Annotated in this window: 22 protein-coding genes; 12 read left to right on the forward strand and 10 right to left on the reverse strand. The window is 59.5% G+C overall.

The genetic code is table 11. From position 1 onward, the window contains the following. The first annotated feature begins 33 nt into the window (after positions 1-33). From rpe to trpE, 3 genes are all read left to right on the forward strand, one after another. A complete protein-coding gene (gene rpe, locus AC1RR7_RS11260) occupies positions 34-708 on the forward strand; it encodes a ribulose-phosphate 3-epimerase (RefSeq protein ID WP_007918813.1) in 675 nt (224 codons plus the stop codon). Next, complete coding sequence (locus AC1RR7_RS11265; RefSeq protein ID WP_085688443.1) at positions 705-1,523, forward strand: phosphoglycolate phosphatase; 819 nt, start codon at positions 705-707, stop codon at positions 1,521-1,523. The genes rpe and AC1RR7_RS11265 overlap by 4 nt, the downstream gene beginning before the upstream one ends. A gap of 71 nt (positions 1,524-1,594) precedes the next feature. Further along, positions 1,595-3,073, forward strand: coding sequence for an anthranilate synthase component I (gene trpE, locus AC1RR7_RS11270; protein ID WP_102619797.1), 1,479 nt, complete (start codon positions 1,595-1,597; stop codon positions 3,071-3,073). Between the two features lie 69 nt (positions 3,074-3,142). Here trpE and estP read toward each other — a convergent pair whose 3' ends face one another. After that, the gene (estP, locus tag AC1RR7_RS11275; RefSeq protein ID WP_102619798.1) at positions 3,143-5,053 is read right to left on the reverse strand and encodes an esterase EstP; all 1,911 of its coding nucleotides are present in this window, start codon (positions 5,051-5,053) and stop codon (positions 3,143-3,145) included. Between the two features lie 403 nt (positions 5,054-5,456). On the opposite strand from estP, the gene AC1RR7_RS11280 reads away from it, so the two are divergent. The 4 genes from AC1RR7_RS11280 (at position 5,457) to AC1RR7_RS11295 (ending at position 8,737) form a co-directional block, all read left to right on the forward strand. Further along, on the forward strand, positions 5,457-6,050 hold the full coding sequence (locus AC1RR7_RS11280; RefSeq protein WP_007956309.1) for an aminodeoxychorismate/anthranilate synthase component II: 594 nt from the start codon (positions 5,457-5,459) through the stop codon (positions 6,048-6,050). 9 nt (positions 6,051-6,059) lie between these two features. Further along, positions 6,060-7,109 carry an anthranilate phosphoribosyltransferase gene (trpD, locus tag AC1RR7_RS11285; RefSeq protein ID WP_096817925.1) on the forward strand — a complete coding sequence of 350 codons (1,050 nt, stop codon included), beginning with the start codon at positions 6,060-6,062 and terminating at the stop codon, positions 7,107-7,109. Further along, positions 7,106-7,942: an indole-3-glycerol phosphate synthase TrpC gene (gene trpC / locus AC1RR7_RS11290; protein WP_096817929.1), complete on the forward strand. Its 837-nt coding sequence runs from the start codon at positions 7,106-7,108 to the stop codon at positions 7,940-7,942. Before trpD ends, trpC begins: the two co-directional genes overlap by 4 nt. Before the next feature lie 96 nt (positions 7,943-8,038). Further along, positions 8,039-8,737, forward strand: a complete 699-nt coding sequence (locus AC1RR7_RS11295) for a lipoate--protein ligase family protein (RefSeq protein ID WP_493157413.1) — start codon at positions 8,039-8,041, stop codon at positions 8,735-8,737. 10 nt (positions 8,738-8,747) lie between these two features. Here the strand turns inward: AC1RR7_RS11295 and crp are convergent, their stop codons facing one another. After that, on the reverse strand, positions 8,748-9,392 hold the full coding sequence (gene crp / locus AC1RR7_RS11300; RefSeq protein ID WP_085709238.1) for a cAMP-activated global transcriptional regulator CRP: 645 nt from the start codon (positions 9,390-9,392) through the stop codon (positions 8,748-8,750). A 236-nt stretch (positions 9,393-9,628) separates the two neighbouring features. On the opposite strand from crp, the gene AC1RR7_RS11305 reads away from it, so the two are divergent. Together AC1RR7_RS11305 and speD are read left to right on the forward strand one after the other, a co-directional pair. Then, positions 9,629-10,051: an OsmC family protein gene (locus AC1RR7_RS11305; protein ID WP_003228794.1), complete on the forward strand. Its 423-nt coding sequence runs from the start codon at positions 9,629-9,631 to the stop codon at positions 10,049-10,051. A gap of 237 nt (positions 10,052-10,288) precedes the next feature. After that, on the forward strand, positions 10,289-11,083 hold the full coding sequence (speD, locus tag AC1RR7_RS11310) for an adenosylmethionine decarboxylase (protein WP_007956315.1): 795 nt from the start codon (positions 10,289-10,291) through the stop codon (positions 11,081-11,083). A gap of 60 nt (positions 11,084-11,143) precedes the next feature. Here speD and coq7 read toward each other — a convergent pair whose 3' ends face one another. The 6 genes from coq7 to hemJ all read right to left on the reverse strand — a co-directional run bounded on the left by coq7 (position 11,144) and on the right by hemJ (position 15,642). Then, complete coding sequence (gene coq7 / locus AC1RR7_RS11315; protein ID WP_007956317.1) at positions 11,144-11,791, reverse strand: 2-polyprenyl-3-methyl-6-methoxy-1,4-benzoquinone monooxygenase; 648 nt, start codon at positions 11,789-11,791, stop codon at positions 11,144-11,146. A gap of 106 nt (positions 11,792-11,897) precedes the next feature. Then, positions 11,898-12,236 carry a histidine triad nucleotide-binding protein gene (locus AC1RR7_RS11320; protein ID WP_003228789.1) on the reverse strand — a complete coding sequence of 113 codons (339 nt, stop codon included), beginning with the start codon at positions 12,234-12,236 and terminating at the stop codon, positions 11,898-11,900. Between the two features lie 80 nt (positions 12,237-12,316). Beyond that, positions 12,317-13,105, reverse strand: a complete 789-nt coding sequence (locus AC1RR7_RS11325) for an SDR family NAD(P)-dependent oxidoreductase (RefSeq protein ID WP_007956321.1) — start codon at positions 13,103-13,105, stop codon at positions 12,317-12,319. Positions 13,106-13,166: 61 nt separating this feature from the next. Next, the gene (locus AC1RR7_RS11330; RefSeq protein WP_493157415.1) at positions 13,167-14,117 is read right to left on the reverse strand and encodes a DUF805 domain-containing protein; all 951 of its coding nucleotides are present in this window, start codon (positions 14,115-14,117) and stop codon (positions 13,167-13,169) included. 94 nt (positions 14,118-14,211) lie between these two features. Next, a complete protein-coding gene (locus tag AC1RR7_RS11335; protein ID WP_493157417.1) occupies positions 14,212-15,180 on the reverse strand; it encodes an NAD(P)H-dependent flavin oxidoreductase in 969 nt (322 codons plus the stop codon). A 33-nt stretch (positions 15,181-15,213) separates the two neighbouring features. Then, complete coding sequence (gene hemJ / locus AC1RR7_RS11340) at positions 15,214-15,642, reverse strand: protoporphyrinogen oxidase HemJ (RefSeq protein WP_085709241.1); 429 nt, start codon at positions 15,640-15,642, stop codon at positions 15,214-15,216. Between the two features lie 135 nt (positions 15,643-15,777). On the opposite strand from hemJ, the gene argC reads away from it, so the two are divergent. Further along, entirely contained in the window at positions 15,778-16,812 is a 1,035-nt protein-coding gene (gene argC, locus AC1RR7_RS11345) for an N-acetyl-gamma-glutamyl-phosphate reductase (protein WP_096817941.1), read from the forward strand. Positions 16,813-16,979: 167 nt separating this feature from the next. Further along, positions 16,980-17,330, forward strand: coding sequence for an iron-sulfur cluster insertion protein ErpA (gene erpA / locus AC1RR7_RS11350; RefSeq protein WP_003228776.1), 351 nt, complete (start codon positions 16,980-16,982; stop codon positions 17,328-17,330). A 74-nt stretch (positions 17,331-17,404) separates the two neighbouring features. On the opposite strand, the gene AC1RR7_RS11355 is transcribed toward erpA, so the two are convergent. Beyond that, a complete protein-coding gene (locus AC1RR7_RS11355; RefSeq protein WP_493157419.1) occupies positions 17,405-18,496 on the reverse strand; it encodes an anhydro-N-acetylmuramic acid kinase in 1,092 nt (363 codons plus the stop codon). A 3-nt stretch (positions 18,497-18,499) separates the two neighbouring features. Continuing rightward, a complete protein-coding gene (locus AC1RR7_RS11360) occupies positions 18,500-19,924 on the reverse strand; it encodes a peptidoglycan DD-metalloendopeptidase family protein (protein ID WP_096817945.1) in 1,425 nt (474 codons plus the stop codon). A 210-nt stretch (positions 19,925-20,134) separates the two neighbouring features. On the opposite strand from AC1RR7_RS11360, the gene tyrS reads away from it, so the two are divergent. After that, positions 20,135-21,334 (forward strand): tyrosine--tRNA ligase, encoded by a 1,200-nt coding sequence (tyrS, locus tag AC1RR7_RS11365; RefSeq protein WP_493157421.1) that lies wholly within the window; start codon positions 20,135-20,137, stop codon positions 21,332-21,334. Positions 21,335-21,423 lie beyond the last annotated feature (89 nt).

The following is a 21,423-nucleotide window of genomic DNA, read 5'->3' on the forward strand; positions in this document are numbered from 1 at the left end:
CGCCATCGTGATTTAGCTCAGAAAAGGTGCGTCATGCAGCCCTTCGTTATTGCTCCGTCGATTCTCTCCGCCGACTTCGCCCGCCTGGGCGAGGAAGTGGACAACGTTCTGGCCGCCGGTGCCGACTTCGTTCACTTCGATGTCATGGACAACCACTACGTACCGAACCTGACCATCGGCCCGATGGTCTGCGCCGCGCTGCGCAAGTACGGCGTGACCGCGCCGATCGACGCGCACCTGATGGTCAGCCCGGTGGATCGCATCGTCGGTGATTTCATCGAGGCCGGCGCCACCTACATCACCTTCCACCCGGAAGCCACGCTGCACGTCGATCGTTCGCTGCAACTGATCCGTGAAGGCGGCTGCAAATCCGGCCTGGTGTTCAACCCGGCGACCCCGCTGGACGTGCTCAAGTACGTGATCGACAAGGTCGACATGGTCTTGCTGATGAGCGTCAACCCGGGCTTCGGCGGGCAGAAATTCATTCCTGGCACCCTCGACAAGCTGCGCGAAGCGCGCGCGATCATCGATGCCTCGGGCCGTGACATCCGCCTGGAAATCGACGGCGGCGTCAACGTCAACAACATCCGTGAAATCGCCGCTGCCGGCGCCGACACCTTCGTGGCCGGCTCGGCGATCTTCAATGCGCCGAACTATCAGGAAGTCATCGACAAGATGCGTTCCGAACTGGCGCTGGCCCGCCCATGAGCGGATTTGAGCAGCTGTTCCCGGGGCAACTGCCGCGGTTGGTGATGTTCGATCTGGATGGCACGCTGATCGATTCGGTACCCGACCTGGCGGCGGCGGTGGATAACATGCTGCTCTCCCTCGGGCGCAAGCCTGCCGGTATCGAGTCGGTGCGCGAGTGGGTCGGCAACGGCGCGCCGGTGCTGGTGCGCCGCGCTTTGGCCGGCGGCATCGACCATTCCGCGGTGGATGACGTCGAAGCCGAGCATGCGCTGGAGGTGTTCATGGAAGCCTACGGCGCCAGCCATGAGCTGACCGTGGTCTATCCCGGCGTGCGCGACACCCTGAAATGGCTGCACAAGCAGGGCGTGGCCATGGCGCTGATCACCAACAAACCGGAGCGCTTCGTCGCACCGCTGCTGGATCAGATGAAGATCGGCCGCTACTTCAAGTGGATCATCGGCGGCGATACCCTGCCGCAGAAGAAACCCGATCCGGCGGCGCTGTTCTTTGTCATGAAGATGTCCGGCATTCCGGCCTCGCAATCGCTGTTCGTCGGCGACTCGCGCAGCGACGTGCTGGCGGCGAAAGCGGCGGGGGTCAAATGTGTCGCGCTCAGTTATGGCTACAACCATGGTCGGCCGATTGCCGAGGAATCCCCGGCGCTGGTGATCGACGATCTGCGCAAGTTAATTCCCGGTTGCCTGGATACGGCCGCTGAGATAACGTTGCCCGACGCTTCTCAATCCCCTTCTGGAAACGCCATCGTGGTGGTCACCCGCAAACTCTGGATGAAAGTCATCAAGGCCCTGGCCCGCTGGCGTTGGCGCGCCTGACTTGTTCCTGGCCGGCCTGCCGGCGCGTTTGCACACCTGACTGATTTGCACCTCACACCACGAGGCACCCTATGATCCGCGAAGAATTCCTGCGTCTGGCCGCTGAAGGCTACAACCGCATCCCGCTGGCCTGCGAAACCCTGGCCGACTTCGACACCCCGCTGTCGATCTACCTGAAACTGGCCGACCAGCCCAACTCCTACCTGCTCGAATCGGTGCAGGGCGGCGAGAAATGGGGCCGTTACTCGATCATCGGCCTTCCGTGCCGCACCGTGCTGCGGGTTCATGACCATCACGTCAGCATCACCGTCGATGGCGTCGAGACCGAAAGTCACGACGTCGAAGACCCGCTGGCCTTCGTCGAAACCTTCAAGGCCCGCTACAACGTGCCGACCATCGCCGGTCTGCCGCGCTTCAACGGCGGCCTGGTGGGTTACTTCGGTTACGACTGTGTGCGCTACGTAGAGAAACGCCTCGGCAAATGCCCGAACCCGGATCCGCTCGGCGTGCCGGACATTCTGCTGATGGTCTCCGATGCGGTGGTGGTGTTCGACAACCTCGCCGGCAAGATGCACGCGATCGTGCTGGCCGACCCGGCGCAGGCCGATGCCTACGAGCAGGGCCAGGCGCAATTGCAGGAACTGCTGGAAAAACTGCGTCAGCCGATCACCCCGCGTCGAGGCCTGGATTTCAGCAAGCAGCAGGCCGCCGAGCCGGTGTTCCGCTCCAGCTTCACCCAGGACGACTACGAAAAAGCCGTCGACACCATCAAGGAATACATCCTCGCCGGTGACTGCATGCAGGTCGTGCCGTCCCAGCGCATGTCGATCGACTTCAAGGCTGCGCCGATCGATCTGTACCGCGCGCTGCGTTGCTTCAACCCGACGCCGTACATGTATTTCTTCAACTTCGGTGATTTCCATGTCGTCGGCAGTTCGCCGGAAGTACTGGTGCGGGTCGAAGACAACCTGATCACCGTGCGCCCGATTGCCGGCACCCGTCCTCGCGGGGCCACCGAAGAGGCTGACGTGGCGCTGGAAGAGGACCTGCTGTCCGACGACAAGGAAATCGCCGAGCATCTGATGCTGATCGACCTTGGTCGCAACGACACCGGACGTGTATCGGAAATCGGCTCGGTGAAGCTCACCGAGAAGATGGTCATCGAGCGCTATTCCAACGTGATGCACATCGTGTCCAACGTCACCGGCCAGTTGAAGGCCGGGTTGACGGCGATGGACGCACTGCGGGCGATCCTGCCGGCGGGCACCTTGTCCGGCGCGCCGAAGATCCGCGCGATGGAAATCATCGACGAACTGGAGCCGGTCAAGCGTGGCGTGTATGGCGGGGCGGTCGGTTACTTCGCCTGGAACGGCAACATGGACACCGCGATTGCAATTCGCACCGCGGTGATCAAGAACGGCGAGCTGCACGTGCAGGCCGGTGGCGGCATCGTTGCCGACTCGGTGCCGGCGCTGGAATGGGAAGAAACCATCAACAAGCGTCGGGCAATGTTCCGAGCTGTTGCGTTGGCCGAGCAAACCCCGGACTGAGTGACGGGTGATTCAGCCATAAAAAAACGCGGCGCCTGTGAGGGCGCCGCGTTTTTTATGGCCTTCTGATCAGAAGTCGAGACTTACGCCAACATTGACCCCTTGCTGGGTAAAGTCGTCATCCTTGCGAATGTTGTAGCTGGCGCGAAGGGCCACGTCCTTGGTGAGGTTGTGGCTGACGCCCAGATTCAGGCGGTTCAGGTTGGTTTGCGGTGTGTAGCCTTCCAGGGTGTAGCGATTGTTCGGCAGGCTGTTGAGGTTCATCGTCAGATCCTGGGCGTCGTCGTTGTATTCGCGCTCGTGGGCGAATTCGCCGAATACCTGGGTCTGTGCGGTGATCTGGTATTTACCCTGGATGCCGAGGCCGAGGCGGCGGGAGTTGCGCGATTGGTCATCGAAGGTCAGCGCAGTAGAGTCCGCGCCTTTTTCCGAGTAACCGTCGACTTCCACCTTGCCGAAATCGGCGCTGACGAAGGGCGACAGGTGCCATGGGCTGCTGGCCTCTGGCGCGATGTCGTAGCCGACACGGCCGCCGATGGCCAGTACGTAGCCGTCGGTGTCGCCTTTCTCGCCACGTTCGTTGACCCCCAGCTGGAACTTGCGCTTAAGGCTGTCGTAGTCCAGATGTCCGGCGGTAACGGCCAGGTCACCCCACCAGCGGTTTTGCTGGTACTGGGCGAACGCGGTGCCCATGTAGGAGTTGAGTTTGTACTCGGAGTCGTTGTCGCCGGCTTCGATTTTCTGGTGATAGAAACCTGCCGCCACACCGACACGCCAGGCGTCGTCGAGGCGGTAGCTGCCGCCGATGTTCAGGTTGTAGCCATTGCCATCGGCACTTGCCCCGGCGTGCTGGTCATCGAAGTCCTGGTGCTGGCCGCCGCCGGCGACAATCGCCCGCCATTGGCCAACGCCTTGCCAGTTTTCCCAGTCGGCCAGCCATTGATTGCGCAGTTCGTCCTGATGCGCACGCAACGTGCCCTGCGCCATTTCCGGCAGCAGGGTCAGTTCCCATGGAGCAGCCAGCAACGAATAGGCGTAATCGGCAATCAAGCGTTGCCCGGCTTCGGTCGGGTGCACCGAGTCGTTGTAGATCAGCTTGGTCGGATCCGGCGTGGCGCTGTTGATCCCGTACCGGGCGTTTTCGAGGCAACTGTTGCCGCTGAAGCAGGTCGTGACCAGATTCTGATCGGTGGCGAGGCCGAACTGTGCCGGGTTGGCAAACGTCTCTTTGAGCAATACCGGAATGTTCAGCGGGATGATGTTGGCGTTGATGGTTTGCAGTTGGCTCACCAGTTCGGTGTTGAACTGGGCGCTGAGCTGGGATGTGAACGTCTGCAGTGCGGTGCCATTGAAAGCCGGGGTAAAGCCGATGTCAGGAAGCAACCAGACCATGATGTAGCGGGCGCCTGCGCCTTGCAGAGTCCGAACACTGCTGGCCAGGCGATCAGCCGCAGCGCTGGCCTGATCGAGACTGGTGACGCGACCTTGCAGGAAGTCGTTACCGCCCCCGGTCAGGTAGTACAGGGCATTCGGATCAGCACGAAAGCCGTTCGACGGCAGGTAGCCGGCGCGGGTGCGTTCGCCGGTGTCGGACGTGCTGGTGATCGAATCAAGAATCTGGTCAGTGCGGTATCCGCCCACCGCCCAGTTGTTGCCGTCCGGCAAACCCTGGCCGGCGCGTACTGCCGAGTCCGCGGAAGCGGTCTGGTCCGGCGTGAAGCCCAGCCGACCGCCGATCAATTGGGTGGCATTGAGCGAGTACAACTCACCGCTGCCGTTGTGGTAGTTCGGGCCGGTGCGGTTGGTGAATCGCTCGACTGAACCGGCGGGGCCGCCGCTGTCGGTGAACGTCCCGGCATCACTGAGGCTGTCGCCGAAGACGATGAAATTCGAATAAGGATTGGGCGCGGCATTCGCCTGGGCGCAGGCCATCGCGAGCAGGCATCCGGCGAGCGGTACAAACAACGTCTGTTTGATCATGAGCAAGTCCGTTTATTTATTGTTGTATGGAACGAAACGACAGTACCAAAAACTTCCGGCGTTTTGCCATCGGTCGTCAACCCTCCCATAGTTTTCCCCCCGTCAGGCCCGGCCATATTGCACGCTCTGCCCAGCTAAGTTACTGTGCGGGAACGTATGAACGAGACCTTCCCCGTGTTGATCACCAGCAAACTCCTGGATCAAGTCATCAAGGCACACGCCCGCTGGCGTTGGCGCGCCTGAATCTTTTCTGCCGGCCCCGCCGGATCTGTATCGCTTTGCCTTCCTTGCCCGTTTGAAATGCCGCTTTGCCGTCGCCACTTGTGCGTCCGACATCGTGCAGCGTCCTGGCAAGTCATCCGAAGGCTGTTTCCAAGTCAGAATTCAAGAGGTTCGAAACGCCATGTTGCTGATGATCGACAACTACGACTCCTTTACTTACAACGTTGTGCAATACCTCGGCGAGCTGGGTGCCGAGGTCAAGGTCGTGCGCAACGACGAGCTGACCATCGCCGAAATCGAAGCGCTCAACCCGGAGCGAATCGTGGTGTCCCCCGGTCCGTGCACACCGACCGAAGCCGGCATCTCCATCGAAGCCATCAAGCACTTTGCCGGTAAACTGCCGATCCTCGGCGTCTGCCTCGGCCACCAGTCCATCGGCCAGGCCTTTGGCGGTGACGTGGTGCGTGCCCGGCAAGTGATGCACGGTAAGACTAGCCCGGTATTCCACGAGGACAAGGGCGTATTCGCCGGCCTGAATCGTCCGCTGACCGTCACCCGCTATCATTCCCTGATCGTCAAGCACGAGACCTTGCCCGATTGCCTGGAGCTGACCGCGTGGACTCAGCACGATGACGGCTCGGTCGATGAAATCATGGGCCTGCGTCACAAGACCCTGAACATCGAGGGCGTACAGTTCCACCCGGAATCGATCCTCACCGAGCAGGGCCACGAACTGTTCGCCAACTTCCTCAAACAAACCGGCGGCACGCGCTAAGGACTCTCCATGAATATCAAGACAGCCCTGAGCCGTATCGTCGATCACCTCGACCTCAGCACCGATGAAATGCGCGACGTGATGCGCGAAATCATGACCGGCCAATGCACGGACGCGCAGATCGGCGCGTTCATGATGGCCATGCGCATGAAGAGCGAAAGCATCGACGAAATCGTCGGCGCGGTATCGGTAATGCGCGAGCTGGCCGACCAGGTCGAACTCAAGACCCTCGACGGCGTGGTCGATGTGGTTGGCACCGGCGGTGATGGCGCGAATATTTTCAACGTTTCCACCGCTTCATCCTTTGTCGTTGCCGCTGCCGGCTGCACAGTGGCCAAACATGGCAACCGCGCGGTGTCGGGCAAGAGCGGCAGCGCCGACCTGCTGGAAGCGGCCGGGATCTACCTCAACCTGACCCCGGTTCAAGTGGCGCGTTGCATCGACAACGTCGGCATCGGTTTCATGTTTGCCCAGACTCACCACAAGGCCATGAAATACGCCGCCGGCCCGCGCCGCGACCTTGGCCTGCGTACCCTGTTCAACATGCTCGGCCCGCTTACGAATCCGGCCGGCGTCAAACATCAGGTCGTCGGTGTCTTCACTCAGGCACTGTGCCGGCCATTGGCCGAAGTCTTGCAGCGTCTGGGCAGCAAACATGTGCTGGTGGTGCATTCGAAGGACGGTCTGGACGAATTCAGCCTTGCTGCGCCGACTTTTGTGGCCGAGCTGAAGAACAACGAAATCACCGAATATTGGGTCGAGCCGGAAGATCTGGGCATGAAGAGCCAGAGCCTGCATGGCCTGTCGGTCGAGGGTCCGGAGGCTTCGCTGGCGCTGATCCGCGATGCGCTGGGCAAGCGCAAGACCGAGAACGGCCAGAAGGCTGCGGAAATGATCGTGCTCAATGCCGGTGCGGCGCTGTACGCCGCCGATCTGGCAACAAGTCTGAAAGAAGGCGTGGCACTTGCCCACGACGCTCTGCACACCGGTCTCGCTCGGGAAAAACTCGAGGAGTTGGGTGCCTTTACCGCGGTATTCAAAGTGGAGAATGAGGGATGAGTGTACCGACGGTTCTGGAAAACATTCTGGCCCGCAAGGTTCAGGAAGTCGCCGAGCGTAGCGCCCGTGTGAGCCTGAGCGAGCTGGAAAGTCTGGCCAAGGCGGCCGATGCACCCCGTGGTTTTGCCCGTGCCTTGCTGGCGCAGGCCAAGAAAAAACAACCGGCAGTGATCGCCGAAATCAAGAAGGCTTCGCCGAGCAAAGGCGTGATCCGCGAGAACTTCGTTCCTGCCGATATCGCCAAAAGCTACGAGAAGGGCGGGGCGACCTGTCTGTCGGTACTGACTGATATCGACTACTTCCAGGGCGCTGATGCTTATCTGCAGCAGGCCCGTGCCGCGTGTTCGCTGCCGGTGATCCGCAAGGACTTCATGATCGATCCGTACCAGATCGTCGAAGCCCGTGCGCTGGGCGCCGACTGCGTGCTGCTGATCGTCTCCGCGCTGGATGACGTGAAAATGGCCGAGCTGGCTTCGGTGGCCAAAGGCGTCGGTCTCGATGTGCTGGTGGAAGTCCACGACGGCGATGAGCTGGAACGCGCATTGAAGACCCTCGACACCCCGCTGGTCGGGGTCAACAACCGCAACCTGCACACCTTCGACGTGAGCCTGGAAACCACCCTCGACCTGCTGCCGCGCATTCCGCGCGATCGTCTGGTGATCACCGAGAGCGGGATCCTCAACCGTGCCGATGTCGAACTGATGGAAATCAGCGACGTTTATGCGTTCCTGGTCGGCGAAGCGTTCATGCGCGCCGAAAGCCCGGGCATCGAACTGCAACGCCTGTTCTTCCCTGAGCGCGGCGTTCCGGTGAGCGGTTCGACCCTCGACTGATCGACTCTTCGCAGGCGCCCGTATCCCTGTGGGAGCGGGCTTGCCCGCGAAGGCAGCATAAGATTCACCTCAGGCTCAACGTCCTATGGAAACCTTATGATCCCCACTTCCCTGACCATCGAAGCCGGCCTGCAAGCCGAGCAGGATCTGCTGGCCTCGGTCTGCGCCGGTGATGCCGAATTCGGTCTGCTGTTCTGGCAGCCCAGTGATCGCGCTCTGGTCATGCCGCGCCGCTTGAATCGCCTTCCTGGATTCGATCACGCCTGTGAAGTCTCCGCCGCTGCCGGCTGGCCGGTGTTGTTGCGTGAAACCGGCGGTGAACCTGTTCCGCAATCCGCTTCGACGATCAACATTGCACTGGTCTACGCGCCGCCTCGCAGCGAAGGCGATCTGAACCGCATCGAAACCGGTTACCGGCGTCTGTGTGATCCGATCTGTGAGTTGCTGGATGAGTTGGGTGGCACGTCTTCGCTGGGTGAAATTGACGGTGCGTTCTGCGACGGTCGTTTTAACGTCAACCTAGACGGCCGTAAGATGGTCGGCACCGCTCAGCGCTGGCGCCAGAGTCAGGGTGGTCAGCGCCCGGTGGGATTGGTGCACGGTGCAATGCTGCTGGATGACGAGCGCGAATCGATGGTCGCGGCGGTCAATCGCTTCAACGAAGCGTGTGGCCTGGAGCAACGGGTACGTGCCGCCAGCCACATCGCGTTGCATGAGAAATTCCCGGCGCCCCATGCGTTGGCGCGACTCGATGAACTCTTTCGTTTAATGCTGGCGCAGATCTACGCCGCCTGAGCGTTCGAGCTCAGCGAGTGCCGAAGACCACCATGGTCTTGCCTTTCACATCCACCAGGTTGCGTTCCTCAAGATCTTTGAGCACGCGACCGACCATCTCCCGCGAACAACCGACAATCCGCCCGATTTCCTGACGGGTCACCTTGATCTGCATGCCGTCCGGGTGGGTCATCGCATCGGGTTGCTTGCACAGCTCCAGCAGGCAGCGGGCCACACGGCCGGTGACATCGAAGAACGCCAGATCGCCGACCTTGCGCGTGGTGTTGCGCAGGCGTTGTGCGATTTGTCCGCTGAGCACGTAAAGAATGTCTGGATCCTGTTGCGACAACTCACGGAATTTGGCGTAGCTGATTTCCGCAACCTCGCACTCGACCTTCGCCCGCACCCAGGCACTGCGCTCCTGTTCCTGGCCGGCCTGTTCGAACAGGCCCAGCTCACCGAAGAAATCCCCGGCATTCAGGTAAGCGATGATCATCTCGCGGCCGTCGTCGTCCTCGATCAGGATCGTGACCGAGCCGCGGATGATGAAGTACAGCGTGTCCGAGCGATCCCCGGCGCAGATGATGTTGCTCTTGGCCGCATGGCGCCGGCGCTGGCAATGCATCAGCAGTTTGTCGAGGTTCTTGATTTTAGGTGTGGGGGTAATACCAACCATGGTTGTATCCCGAAAAGACTGCACGGTTATATTTGGTTTTTATATGAGGCGCTGAGGCGGTCGCTACAAATACTGGCTAGGCGCCAGTGAATTGGCGCCAGCTTACCAGACACTTCGTCGAAAATTCGAGAAATTACCTACGCGGTAAAGGCATCCGTCCTAGGATCACCGCTCGCAGTCAAACCGGGACCCTGTGCTAAGCTGGCGACCCTTTTTTCTACAGTGGAGTCTTGGCGATGAAGGCACGCATCCAATGGGCTGGCGAAGCCATGTTCCTCGGCGAATCCGGCAGCGGTCATGTCGTGGTCATGGACGGTCCGCCGGACGCCGGTGGTCGCAATCTGGGTGTTCGCCCGATGGAAATGCTCCTGCTGGGCGTTGGCGGTTGCAGCAATTTCGACGTGGTCAGCATCCTGAAGAAGTCCCGTCAGGCGGTTGAAAGCTGCGAAGCTTTCCTGGAAGCCGAACGCGCGACCGAAGATCCGAAAGTGTTCACCAAGATCCACATGCACTTCGTGGTCAAGGGTCGTGGCCTGAAAGAAGCCCAGGTCAAACGCGCCATCGAGTTGTCGGCGGAGAAGTATTGCTCGGCCTCGATCATGCTCGGCGCAGCCGGCGTGGCAATCACCCACGACTATGAAATCGTCGAACTCGGCTGAGCCGACATTCAACTATCATAAAAGCAGTGCAGACTCTGGCGATCCCCCGCTGACGTCTGCATAATGCGCCACTTTTTTCAGGGCAGTGATCGGTCAGCCGACGGGTCTTCCGCCTGAACAGATAACCAAAATCGCCATCGCGAAGAGGTGTTAACCGTCCTACGCAGGTGCGTCGTTCGCACTTGACGGGCATGCTTGATCACGCGGCCGGGCCGCATACATAGAGAGTTTTTAACGGTGAAAAGCAAACTCAAGCTCCACGGGTTCAATAACCTGACAAAGACCTTGAGCTTCAACATCTATGACATCTGCTACGCGGAAACCCCGCAAGACCAGCAGGCTTACGTCGAGTACATCAATCAAGAGTACAACGCGGAACGCCTGACGCAGATCCTCACGGAAGTTGTCGAAATCATTGGTGCCAACATTCTGAACATTGCCAGTCAGAACTATGAGCCTCAGGGTGCCAGCGTCACGATTCTGATCTCGGAAGAACCGGTCACCCCGACCGAAAGCCAGATCGAAGAGTCCCCGGGTCCGCTGCCGGAAATCATCCTGGCCCACCTCGACAAGAGTCATATCACGGTGCATACCTACCCGGAAATCCATCCGGACGCCGGTATTGCGACGTTCCGTGTGGACATCGACGTGTCGACCTGTGGAGTCATTTCACCGCTCAAAGCGCTCAACTTCCTCATTCACCAGTTCGATTCGGACATCGTGACCGTGGATTACCGTGTGCGCGGCTTCACCCGTGACGTTGAAGGCAACAAGCACTTCATCGACCACGAGATCAACTCGATCCAGAACTACCTTTCCGAAGACACCCGCGACGCGTACCAGATGACCGACGTGAACGTGTACCAGGAAAACCTGTTCCACACCAAAATGCTGCTGAAGAACTTCGAACTGGATAACTACCTGTTCGGCGATGCCACCAGCAATCTGTCGTCTGAGCAACGCGCCCAGGTGACCGAGCGTGTGAAGCACGAAATGCTGGAAATCTTCTACGCGCGCAATATGCCGAGCTAAGACGTCCAGGCACAAAAAAGGCGACTGCTTTGCGGCAGTCGCCTTTTTTATGGGTGTTTTTCAGATTCGGTAAGTGCTTTTGGTCATCACTTTGGCCAACAGGCTCATGCCGAACTTCACCGGCGCCGGGAAGCGAAAACCGCCGGCCTCCAGCGCACTTTCTGCGTGATGTTCTTCATCGATACGCATCTGCTCCAGAATTGCCCGGGATTTCTCATCCTCGGCCGGCAATTGTTCCAGATGCTCGTTCAGGTGCTTGCACACCTGATGCTCGGTCGCGGCGACAAAACCGAGGCTGACCTTGTCGCTGATCAGCCCGGCGACTGCGCCGATCCCGAACGACATGCCATAGAACAGCGGATTGAGCACGCTGGTGTGGCTGCCCAGCTGATGAATGCGCTGTTCGCACCAGACCAGATGATCGATCTCTTCTTCGGCCGCATGCTCCATGGCTTCGCGAACCTGCGGCAGCTTGGCGGTCAGGGCCTGACCTTGGTACAGCGCCTGGGCACAGACTTCACCGGTATGGTTGATGCGCATCAGGCCGGCGACGTGGCGGGTGTCTTCGTCGCTCATCTGCACATCGGGCTGCACGATGGCCGGCGACGGACGGTACGGCTGGCCGCTGAAGGGCAGCAGGGTTCGCATTGCGGCATCGGCTTGCAGCAGAAGACGGTCAATTGGCGAATAGTGACGTTGGGTAGTCATGCTGACCTCCGGGAAGAATCTCGGCGGCCAGTTTAACCGAATCGGCCGGGGAAGGTTTGCGCTGGGTCATGTGGGAGCAGGGCGCTCCCACAGATTTCGAGGTCGATCAGCCCGGTGGCCAGTTCATCTGGCGTTGACCGAGTACGTGCATATGAATGTGGTAGACCGTTTGCCCACCCTTTTCATTGCAGTTCATCACCACCCGGAAGCCTTCCTCGCAACCCAGTTCCAGCGCCAGACGCTGGGCGGTGAACAGGATATGCCCGGCCAGTGCCTTGTCGTCTTCCGTCAGGTCGTTGAGGGTGCGCACCGGTTTCTTCGGGATCACCAGAAAATGCACCGGTGCCTGTGGGGCGATGTCGTGGAACGCCAGAACCTGGTCGTCCTCGTAGATGATCTTCGCCGGGATTTCCCGGTTGATGATCTTGGTGAACAGAGTATCCACAGCTGTTTTCTCCGTTGTGTGAGCTGGGCTGAGTGTACCCACGAGGGATCACCGCGCCCAGCCATTTGCCTGCCGGCCCTTCAGCGCGGGCAGTAAGCTTTGTTGACCATGCCGACGATGGTGCGGTTGAGCCAGCGCGAACCCAGTCGTGGCAGAAAGGCGAACCAGCGGTTTCTGCGCCCGGGAATGATGATCGCGCGGTTTTTCTCCAGGGCGCGCACGGTGTATAGCGCGACCTCTTCGGGGCTCATCAGCAGTTTGCTGGCGTTGAGTTTGTCGTTGTTCAGTTGCGCCGTGCGAAAGAACGCCGTGCGCGTCGGGCCTGGGCAGAGCACCGAGACTTTCACGGCGCACTTTTTCAATTCCACCCGCAACGCTTCGGAGAAGTGCAGAACGTAGGCCTTGCTGGCGTAGTAAGTGCTCATCCACGGGCCGGGATTGAACGCGGCGACCGATGCCACATTGAGAATCTGCCCGCCACCCTGCAGGGCCATGCTGTTGCCGATCGCGTGGCACAGGCGGGTGAGGGCGAGGATGTTCACCTCGATCAGGTCCTGCTCGGTCATCCAGTCCTGAGCCAGGAAAGGGCCGCAGGTGCCGATGCCAGCGCAGTTCACCAGCAGATCGATCTGCCGGTCACCTTCTTCAAGCTCCAGCAGAAACCCGGACAGTCGCAACGGCTCGCCCAGATCGCAGGCCCGGAACAGTACCTCCACGCCGAAACGCTGGGTCAGTTCAATCGCAATGCTTTCCAGCTGATCACGCTGTCGGGCCACCAGAATCAGGCTGCGGCCACGGCGGGCCAGGGCTTCGGCCATGGCCAGGCCGATGCCGCTGGAGGCGCCAGTGATCAGAGCGTAACGGGTCATGCAGTTCTCCATCGCAACAGCTCCGCGCCGTGGACGCAGGTGTCACGGCGGGGAGCGCTGTTCATTCTTTCGCAGAGTCTACAGGGGCCGGCGCGGCTTCGGCTGCATCGTCCACCGAATTCGGCGCGGGCTCGACTTCGACATCGACTTCATCAGCGGTCACCGAACCGCTCTCATAACTGCTTTCGAGGCTGGTTTCGTACTCCTGCTGGATCGCGGAGATCCCGCCCAGCATTCCGCCGACGAAGAACAATCCGATAAAGACGATCCACAGAGAGCACAGCACTTTGACGGCTGTGCTGTTCGGTGGCGGTGGCGGGCCATAGCGATTGGCGCCGGTATTGCCCGGCATGACCATGATCACCAGCGGGAAGAAGCTGCCCACGAACGGTACCAGGGTCAGTAGCCAGAGCCAGCCTGACCAGCCGATATCGTGCAGACGCTGAATGCTGAACAGGACGCCGACGATCGCGAAAGCCAGGAACAGGAAGAAGGCGAAGATACCGCCAATGATCAGCCCTGAAGTCGAATCGGCGCTCACCAGGCCCAGACCGATCAGCGCAAACACACCGATGATTGGCAGGGTCACCAGACTCAGTACCATCGACCATGCCAGGTAGCGCAGGCGTCCGATCCGTCCTTCGACGCTCAATGGCTTGAGCGCGGCGAACTCCGGCAGGTGTTCACCGACACTGGCCCGAGGTGGTGCATAGGGTGAGTCGGGCTCAGTCACGGCAGCGGAGTGTTCCTGGACATCGGACAGATTCAGTTCGATGGCTGTTTCTGTCTCGATCCGGGCGTCGATCCCGGTCTTGCCCAGCGCTTGCAAATAAGCCTGGGCGTCGCTGTGTGACAGGTCGCGCTTGAGGGCAACGGCGCGTCCATTGAACAGGCGCTCGATGCCGGCCACGTCACTCTTGAACAGGTCGGCCAGATTGAGTTTGGCCGTGGTGATATCGACGCCAGGCTGAAGGGCTCCGTCGAAAACGATCTTGTAACGCGGTTCGCTCATGACCGAGGCATCCTTGTCGCGAAAGAAATTGAATTGAAGCGTGTTGCAGTCGCCAAGTGTAAGGCCAGTCGGGCAATGACTGGCCGGAATTTTCTCAGCGTGGCCAGCGTTTCGGAAGTTGCGCCGCGTGTTTCAGCGCCTGGCGATACTCGGCATCGAGGCGTGCCACCAGTTGGTCCACGCTCGGCAGATCGTCGATTTCGCCTACCCCCTGGCCGGCCGACCACACGGTTTTCCAGGCCTTGGCCTCATCGTTGATCGGTTTGAGCTTGTCGCCGAAGTTCACTTCACCTTTGCCTTGCAGCGCAGCCGTATCGAAACCGGCAGCCTCCAGGCTTTGACGCATGAAGCTGGCCGGTACTCCAGACACGGCAGGAGTATGAATGATGTCCGCTGCCTTGGCTGTCAGGAGCATCTCCTTGTAGGCGTCGGGCGCATGACTTTCAGTCGTACCGATGAATCGTGTTCCGAAGTAGGCCAAATCCGCGCCAAGCAACTGTGCGGCGAGAATCTCATGGCCGTGGTTCAAACATCCTGCAAGCAGCAGCGTCTTGTCGAAGAACTGACGAATCTCGGCAATCAGCGAGAACGGGCTCCAGGTGCCGGCATGGCCACCGGCGCCGGCGGCAACGGCGATCAAGCCATCGACGCCGGCTTCAGCGGCTTTTTCCGCATGGCGGCGAGTCGTCACGTCGTGGAACACCAGGCCACCATAGCTGTGCACGGCGTCCACCAACTCCTTCACCGCACCGAGGCTGGTGATGACGATGGGTACTTTGTGTTCGACGCAGATGTTCAGATCCGCCTGCAGACGCGGATTGCTCTTGTGAACAATCAGATTCACGGCATAAGGCGCCGGGTTATCCAGTGTCGCCAGTCCCGCTTCGATCTGTTCCAGCCAGGCCTTGAATCCGCTGCTTTCGCGTTGGTTGAGCGCCGGAAAGCTGCCCACCACGCCATTGCGGCAGCACGCGAGCACCAGTTCGGGATTGGAAATCAGGAACATCGGCGCAGCCACGACGGGCAGGCGCAGACGTTGTTCGAGCAGAGCGGGCAGCGACATCGGAAGTACCCCGGAAAGTTGAACCAGTTGAAGTTAGAACGGCTTGACCACGACCAGAATTACGATAGCCAGCAATATCAGAACCGGCACTTCATTGAACCAGCGATAAAAGACATGGCTGCGGGTGTTCTCGCCACGGGCAAAACGTTTTACCTGCGCGCCGCACATGTGGTGATAACCGATCAACAACACGACCAGGGTCAGTTTGGCGTGGATCCAGCCACCGCTGCTGAAGATGCTCGGGTTCAGGTAAATGAGCCAGCCGCCGAAGATCAACGCGGCGATCATCGCCGGGCCCATGATGCCGCGATACAGCTTGCGCTCCATGACGCTGAAGCGTTCCTTGCTGATCGTGTCTTCACTTTGTGCGTGATAAACGAACAGTCGTGGCAGGTAGAACAGCCCGGCAAACCAGCACACGATGCTGACGATATGAAGCGCTTTGATCCACAGATAGAGCATTTTTGTTTATTCCCTCATTCACGGTAGGCCGGATAGTAGAGGCTTGAGCGTCCGCACGTCACCTTGACGGTTGTCGCAGGGGCGCGCGGCCCCTATTATCGACGGCTTTCCAGTGGGTTCGTTGAGGGCAGGTTTATGGTCAAGGTCGGTATCGTCGGCGGCACGGGTTACACCGGTGTCGAACTGCTGCGTCTGTTGGCACAGCATCCGCAGGCAGAAGTGGTGGTGATCACTTCCCGATCCGAGGCCGGTCTGGCCGTGGCAGATATGTACCCGAACCTGCGCGGTCACTACGACGGTCTGGCATTCAGCGTGCCGGACATCAAGACCCTGGGCGCCTGCGACGTGGTGTTTTTCGCCACTCCACACGGGGTTGCCCACGCACTGGCCGGCGAATTGCTGGCTGCGGGCACCAAGGTCATCGACCTGTCGGCGGATTTCCGTCTGCAGGACGCGGATGAATGGGCCAAGTGGTACGGCCAGCCGCACGGTGCGCCGGAGTTGCTGGACGAAGCGGTTTATGGCTTGCCGGAAGTCAACCGCGAGCAAATCAAGAAAGCACGCCTGATCGCGGTGCCGGGTTGCTATCCGACCGCAACGCAGCTGGGTTTCCTGCCGTTGCTTGAGGCAGGTCTGGCCGATACTTCGCTGCTGATCGCCGACTGCAAATCCGGTGTCAGCGGTGCCGGCCGTGGTGCTTCCGTGGGCTCGCTGTATTCCGAGACGTCGGAAAGCATGAAGGCCTATGCGGTGAAAGGTCACCGTCATTTGCCGGAAATTCGTCAGGGGCTGCGTCGTGCGGCGGGCAAGGATGTCGGTCTGACCTTCGTGCCACACCTGACACCGATGATTCGCGGCATTCATTCCACGCTCTATGCGACCGTGGTTGATCGCTCGGTGGATCTGCAGGCACTGTTCGAAAAGCGTTATGCCAATGAACCGTTCGTCGACGTGATGCCGGCCGGCAGCCATCCGGAAACCCGTAGCGTGCGCGGTGCCAACGTCTGCCGAATTGCGGTTCACCGTCCACAGGATGGTGATCTGGTGGTGGTGCTGTCGGTGATCGACAATCTGGTCAAGGGCGCGTCGGGTCAGGCGGTGCAGAACATGAACATCCTGTTCGGTCTGGATGAGCGCTTTGGTCTGTCCCACGCGGGCATGCTGCCGTAACGGCTTGTTGGACTCGTAAAAAGGCCCGTTGAGCGGGCCTTTTTGCATTCTGGTCGGTTGATCAGCTTTATTGATATACCGTAACAATAGTTGACCGATTTTCTAGGACAAGCGGATAATGCGCGTCATCACGCATTATGGCGGCGTAACGCCGGGAGATAGTCAGCATGAGCGTCGAATCCTTCACCCCCACGGCTTTGCAATTCACCCAGGGTGCCGCGCACAAGGTGAAGAGCCTGGTCGATGAAGAGGGGAATGATCGCTTGAAGCTGCGCGTATTCGTTACGGGCGGCGGTTGTTCAGGGTTTCAGTACGGCTTCACCTTCGATGAGGATGTGGCCGAGGACGACACCATCGTCGAGCGCGAAGGCGTGAGTCTGGTGGTTGATCCGATGAGCTTCCAATACCTGGCAGGTGCCGAGGTGGACTACCAGGAAGGTCTGGAAGGTTCGCGGTTCGTGATCAAGAACCCGAACGCCACCACGACTTGTGGTTGCGGCTCTTCGTTCTCGATCTGATTTCGCTTCAACGTACACAATAAAACGCCGCAGAACTTCACGGTTCTGCGGCGTTTTGTTATCTGCGTTTTATCTTAGTTGGGGTAGATGGCGCCGAGAACGCGCAAGCCCTTTGCGCCGGTGACACTGGGGCGATTGGCGGTGATACCCTCCAGGCAGCAATGGGCCAGCCAGGCGAAGGCCATGGCTTCAACCCAGTCTGGATCGACACCGTGAGTTGCAGTGCTGGCGACTTTCGCGTTGGGCAATAGTTCGGCGAGGCGCTTCATCAGCGTGGCGTTGTGGGCGCCGCCGCCGCAGACCAGGAGTTCTTCGGTATCTGTTTGAGCGCTTTGCAGCGATTCGACGATGGTCAGCGCCGTCAGCTCGAGCAGCGTTGCCTGTACGTTTTCGGGTGCGAAACCTGGAAGGTGGGACAGATGCTGTTCCAGCCAAGGCAGGTTGAACACTTCCCGGCCGGTACTCTTCGGGCCTTGGGTCGAGAAGAAGGGATCGCTCAGCAATGCCTTGAGCAGGACTGGCTCAACCTTGCCGCTGGCTGCCCATTGACCGTTGCGATCATAGTTTTCCCCGCGTTGCTGGTGAATCCACGCATCCATCAGAACATTCCCGGGGCCGCAGTCGAATCCGGCTACAGGCTTGTTCGGCTCGATCAGGCTGAGATTGCTGAAACCGCCGACATTCAGGACCGCGCGGTTACCGGTACGCTCTTCGAACAACGCTTCGTGGAAGGCAGGAACCAGAGGGGCGCCTTGACCGCCTGCGGCCACATCACGGCTGCGGAAGTCACTGACGACCGTAATGCCGGTCAGCTCGGTCAGTAGGGAAGGGTTGCCGATCTGTACAGTGAAGCCGCGTGCCGGCTCATGGCGAATGGTCTGGCCGTGGCTGCCGATCGCGCGAATGGCTTCGGGTTTGAGCTGTTGCTGCTCGAGCAGGGCGTGGATCCCTTGGGCCGCAAGCCTCACCCAGTTCTGCTGGGCAATGGCCGAGCGGGCGATCTCGTCGGGGCCGCTGGCGCACAAGCCAAGCAGCTCGGCGCGCAGGGAGTCAGGCATGGGAATGTAGTGCGTGGCGATCAGGTTGATCGCCGAGGTCTGCTCGATCAGGGCGAAGTCCAGACCGTCGAGGCTGGTTCCGGACATCACGCCGATATAGAGAGCCATTGCTTAACGCTTGCTCGAGGCCAGCATGGTGGCCTTCTCTTGGTCCATGCGAGCCATCAACGGCTGGCTCTGTGCCAGGAAGCGGGCGCGTTCGGCTTTGGCAATCGGGTCGGCCATTGGCAGCTTCTGGCCCAGTGGATCGACGTGAACACCGTTGACCTGGAACTCATAGTGCAGGTGCGGACCGGTGGACAGGCCGGTGGTGCCGATGTAGCCGATCACCTGGCCCTGCTTGACGGTACCGCCGGTTTTCACACCTTTGGCGAAACCCTGCATATGGCCGTACAGCGTGCGGTAGGTATTGCCGTGCTGAATGATCACGGTGTTGCCGTAACCGCCACGACGACCGGCCAGCAATACTTTGCCGTCACCGGCAGCCTTGATTGGCGTACCGCGCGGGGCGGCGTAATCGACACCTTTGTGGGCGCGGATCTTGTTGAGGATCGGGTGTTTGCGGCCCATGGAAAACTTGGAGCTGATGCGGGCGAAGTCCACCGGCGTGCGGATGAACGCCTTGCGCATGCTGTTGCCATCGGCGGTGTAGTAGCTGCTGTTGCCCTGCTTGTTGGTGTAACGCACGGCGGTGTAGGTCTTGCCGCGGTTGGTGAAGCGGGCGGACAGGATCGGGCCGTTGCCGACGGCTTTGCCATTGACCACTTTCTGCTCGTAGATCACGTCGAACTCGTCACCCTGGCGGATATCCTGGGCGAAGTCGACGTCGTAGCCGAAAACGCTGGCCATATCCATGGTCAGGCTGTGGGACAGGCCGGCGCGGGCGGCGGACTGGGACAGCGAGCTGTTGATCACGCCGTGGACATAAGCAGTACGAACGGTAGGTTTGGCGGTTACGCGGTTGAATACATAACCCTTGTCGTTCTTGGTCAGGGTGATGGTTTCGACGTCGCTGACCTTGCTGTGCAGGTTGGTCAATTGGCCTTGCGGGTTGAGCTCGAATTCGAGTTTCTGGCCGTGTTTGAGCTGGCTGAACTGCTTGGCCTGTTTGTCGCTGGCCAGCACGTCATGCACGGCTGCAGCGGGAAGGCCGACCTTCTCGAACAGTGTCGAAAGGGTATCACCCTTGGAAACGATCACTTCCCTGTGGCCTGGAGCCTTCTTTTCAGGAGCGACCGGAGCAGGCGCTGGCGCGGCCTGGGCGGTTTGAGGTGCGTCTTCTGCGCTGTTTTCGATCTGCGCGAAGGGCGAAGCTACTGGCTCATTTGTGGCTTGAACCGCGTCAGCAGCGTCTTGATCTTGTGTCAGTTGTTCAGCAGGACTTTCCAGTTCAAGGCTCAGGGTCGTCTTTTTGGCTTCAACATCACTGGAAGGAAATACCAGGAGCGCCAGGCTGAGAAGGGCGGCGATCCCACTTGCGGCAAGCAGGTGGGTCTTCGGGTAAAGCGGTGGCGCTTTAGACGGTTCAGTGGTCATAAGTAGTTTTGACTTTGAAAAGATGAATTGGAAAAGATGAATGACATGATGAAGATGAAATAACTGTATAAAATATAACCAAATCATCTCTGAGGCAAGTCCGCAGGCATCTCGCCCGTGGATTGGTGTCCGTGCGCCGGGCAAAACTTGTAATTGGTGCGCGATCTTGTATGGTTGGTTCCCTTTGAATCTGAGCCTTGCGGGTCTGTTATGAAGTCGGTTGAAGAGCAGCTAGCGCTGATTAAACGTGGTGCGGAAGAATTGTTGGTCGAGTCCGAGCTGATCGAAAAGCTCAAGCGTGGCCAGCCGCTGCGAATCAAGGCCGGCTTCGATCCAACGGCGCCGGATCTGCACCTTGGTCACACCGTGCTTATTAATAAGCTGCGCCAGTTCCAGGAGCTGGGGCATCAGGTGATCTTCCTTATAGGTGACTTCACCGGAATGATCGGGGATCCGAGTGGCAAGAGTGCAACTCGTCCTCCGCTGACCCGTGAGCAGGTTCTGGAAAATGCCGAGACCTACAAGACTCAGGTCTTCAAGATTCTCGATCCGGCGAAAACCGAAGTCGCGTTCAACTCCACCTGGATGGATCAGATGGGGCCGGCGGACTTTATTCGCCTGACTTCGCAGTACACCGTGGCTCGTATGCTTGAGCGTGATGACTTCGACAAGCGCTACACCACCAATCAGCCAATCGCCATTCATGAGTTCCTCTATCCGCTGGTACAGGGGTATGACTCGGTTGCATTGCGCGCGGACGTGGAGCTGGGCGGTACCGATCAGAAGTTCAACCTGTTGATGGGGCGCGAGCTGCAGCGTGGTTATGGTCAGGAAGCTCAGTGCATTCTGACGATGCCTCTGCTTGAGGGGTTGGATGGCGTTAAGAAGATGTCCAAGTCGTTGGGCAACTATGTCGGTATCCAGGAAGCGCCGGGCGTCATGTATAGCAAGCTGGTTTCGATCCCGGATGCGTTGATGTGGCGTTACTTCGAACTGCTCAGCTTCCGTTCGATGGATGAGATCAATGCTTTCCATGCTGATGTAGAGGCGGGTGCCAATCCTCGCGACATCAAGATCAAGCTGGCTGAAGAAATTGTTGCGCGTTTCCATGGTGAAGAGGCTGCTGCCAATGCTCACCGTGGTGCGGGTAATCGTATGAAGGATGGCGAGTTGCCGGATGACTTGCCGGAAGTCGAACTGACTGCTGCCGAAGATATGCCGATTGCTGCCGTCCTTAATAAGGCGGGCCTGGTGAAGAACTCGGCGGCTGCTCGTGACCTGCTGGCTTCTGGCGGTGTGCGTGTAGATGGTGAGGTTGTCGATCGTTCCTTTATATGTGTGCTGGGTGCGACTCATGTTTGCCAGGCCGGCAAGAAGGCTTTTGCACGGATTACGCTGAAATCCGAGTAAGGTTGAAATTAGGGGTTGACGGCAGATTCTGGAGGCCTATAATTCGCCCCACTTCCGGCGCAGTCGAAACGGAAAACTCCTTGAAATTC

Source organism: Pseudomonas sp. GW821-FHT11G12 (assembly GCF_058808055.1).

What these genes read in the sequence shown, in the direction of transcription:
- AC1RR7_RS11295 (WP_493157413.1), top strand. Translation starts at nt 8,039, where the DNA reads ATGATCCCCACTTCCCTGACCATCGAAGCCGGCCTGCAAGCCGAGCAG.
- AC1RR7_RS11355 (WP_493157419.1), bottom strand. Translation starts at nt 18,496, where the DNA reads ATGGCTCTCTATATCGGCGTGATGTCCGGAACCAGCCTCGACGGTCTG.
- tyrS (WP_493157421.1), top strand. Translation starts at nt 20,135, where the DNA reads ATGAAGTCGGTTGAAGAGCAGCTAGCGCTGATTAAACGTGGTGCGGAA.
- rpe (WP_007918813.1), top strand. Translation starts at nt 34, where the DNA reads ATGCAGCCCTTCGTTATTGCTCCGTCGATTCTCTCCGCCGACTTCGCC.
- coq7 (WP_007956317.1), bottom strand. Translation starts at nt 11,791, where the DNA reads ATGACTACCCAACGTCACTATTCGCCAATTGACCGTCTTCTGCTGCAA.
- erpA (WP_003228776.1), top strand. Translation starts at nt 16,980, where the DNA reads ATGAGCGTCGAATCCTTCACCCCCACGGCTTTGCAATTCACCCAGGGT.
- crp (WP_085709238.1), bottom strand. Translation starts at nt 9,392, where the DNA reads ATGGTTGGTATTACCCCCACACCTAAAATCAAGAACCTCGACAAACTG.
- AC1RR7_RS11330 (WP_493157415.1), bottom strand. Translation starts at nt 14,117, where the DNA reads ATGAGCGAACCGCGTTACAAGATCGTTTTCGACGGAGCCCTTCAGCCT.
- argC (WP_096817941.1), top strand. Translation starts at nt 15,778, where the DNA reads ATGGTCAAGGTCGGTATCGTCGGCGGCACGGGTTACACCGGTGTCGAA.
- AC1RR7_RS11305 (WP_003228794.1), top strand. Translation starts at nt 9,629, where the DNA reads ATGAAGGCACGCATCCAATGGGCTGGCGAAGCCATGTTCCTCGGCGAA.
- AC1RR7_RS11325 (WP_007956321.1), bottom strand. Translation starts at nt 13,105, where the DNA reads ATGACCCGTTACGCTCTGATCACTGGCGCCTCCAGCGGCATCGGCCTG.
- hemJ (WP_085709241.1), bottom strand. Translation starts at nt 15,642, where the DNA reads ATGCTCTATCTGTGGATCAAAGCGCTTCATATCGTCAGCATCGTGTGC.
- estP (WP_102619798.1), bottom strand. Translation starts at nt 5,053, where the DNA reads ATGATCAAACAGACGTTGTTTGTACCGCTCGCCGGATGCCTGCTCGCG.
- AC1RR7_RS11280 (WP_007956309.1), top strand. Translation starts at nt 5,457, where the DNA reads ATGTTGCTGATGATCGACAACTACGACTCCTTTACTTACAACGTTGTG.
- trpD (WP_096817925.1), top strand. Translation starts at nt 6,060, where the DNA reads ATGAATATCAAGACAGCCCTGAGCCGTATCGTCGATCACCTCGACCTC.
- trpC (WP_096817929.1), top strand. Translation starts at nt 7,106, where the DNA reads ATGAGTGTACCGACGGTTCTGGAAAACATTCTGGCCCGCAAGGTTCAG.
- AC1RR7_RS11335 (WP_493157417.1), bottom strand. Translation starts at nt 15,180, where the DNA reads ATGTCGCTGCCCGCTCTGCTCGAACAACGTCTGCGCCTGCCCGTCGTG.
- AC1RR7_RS11360 (WP_096817945.1), bottom strand. Translation starts at nt 19,924, where the DNA reads ATGACCACTGAACCGTCTAAAGCGCCACCGCTTTACCCGAAGACCCAC.
- trpE (WP_102619797.1), top strand. Translation starts at nt 1,595, where the DNA reads ATGATCCGCGAAGAATTCCTGCGTCTGGCCGCTGAAGGCTACAACCGC.
- AC1RR7_RS11265 (WP_085688443.1), top strand. Translation starts at nt 705, where the DNA reads ATGAGCGGATTTGAGCAGCTGTTCCCGGGGCAACTGCCGCGGTTGGTG.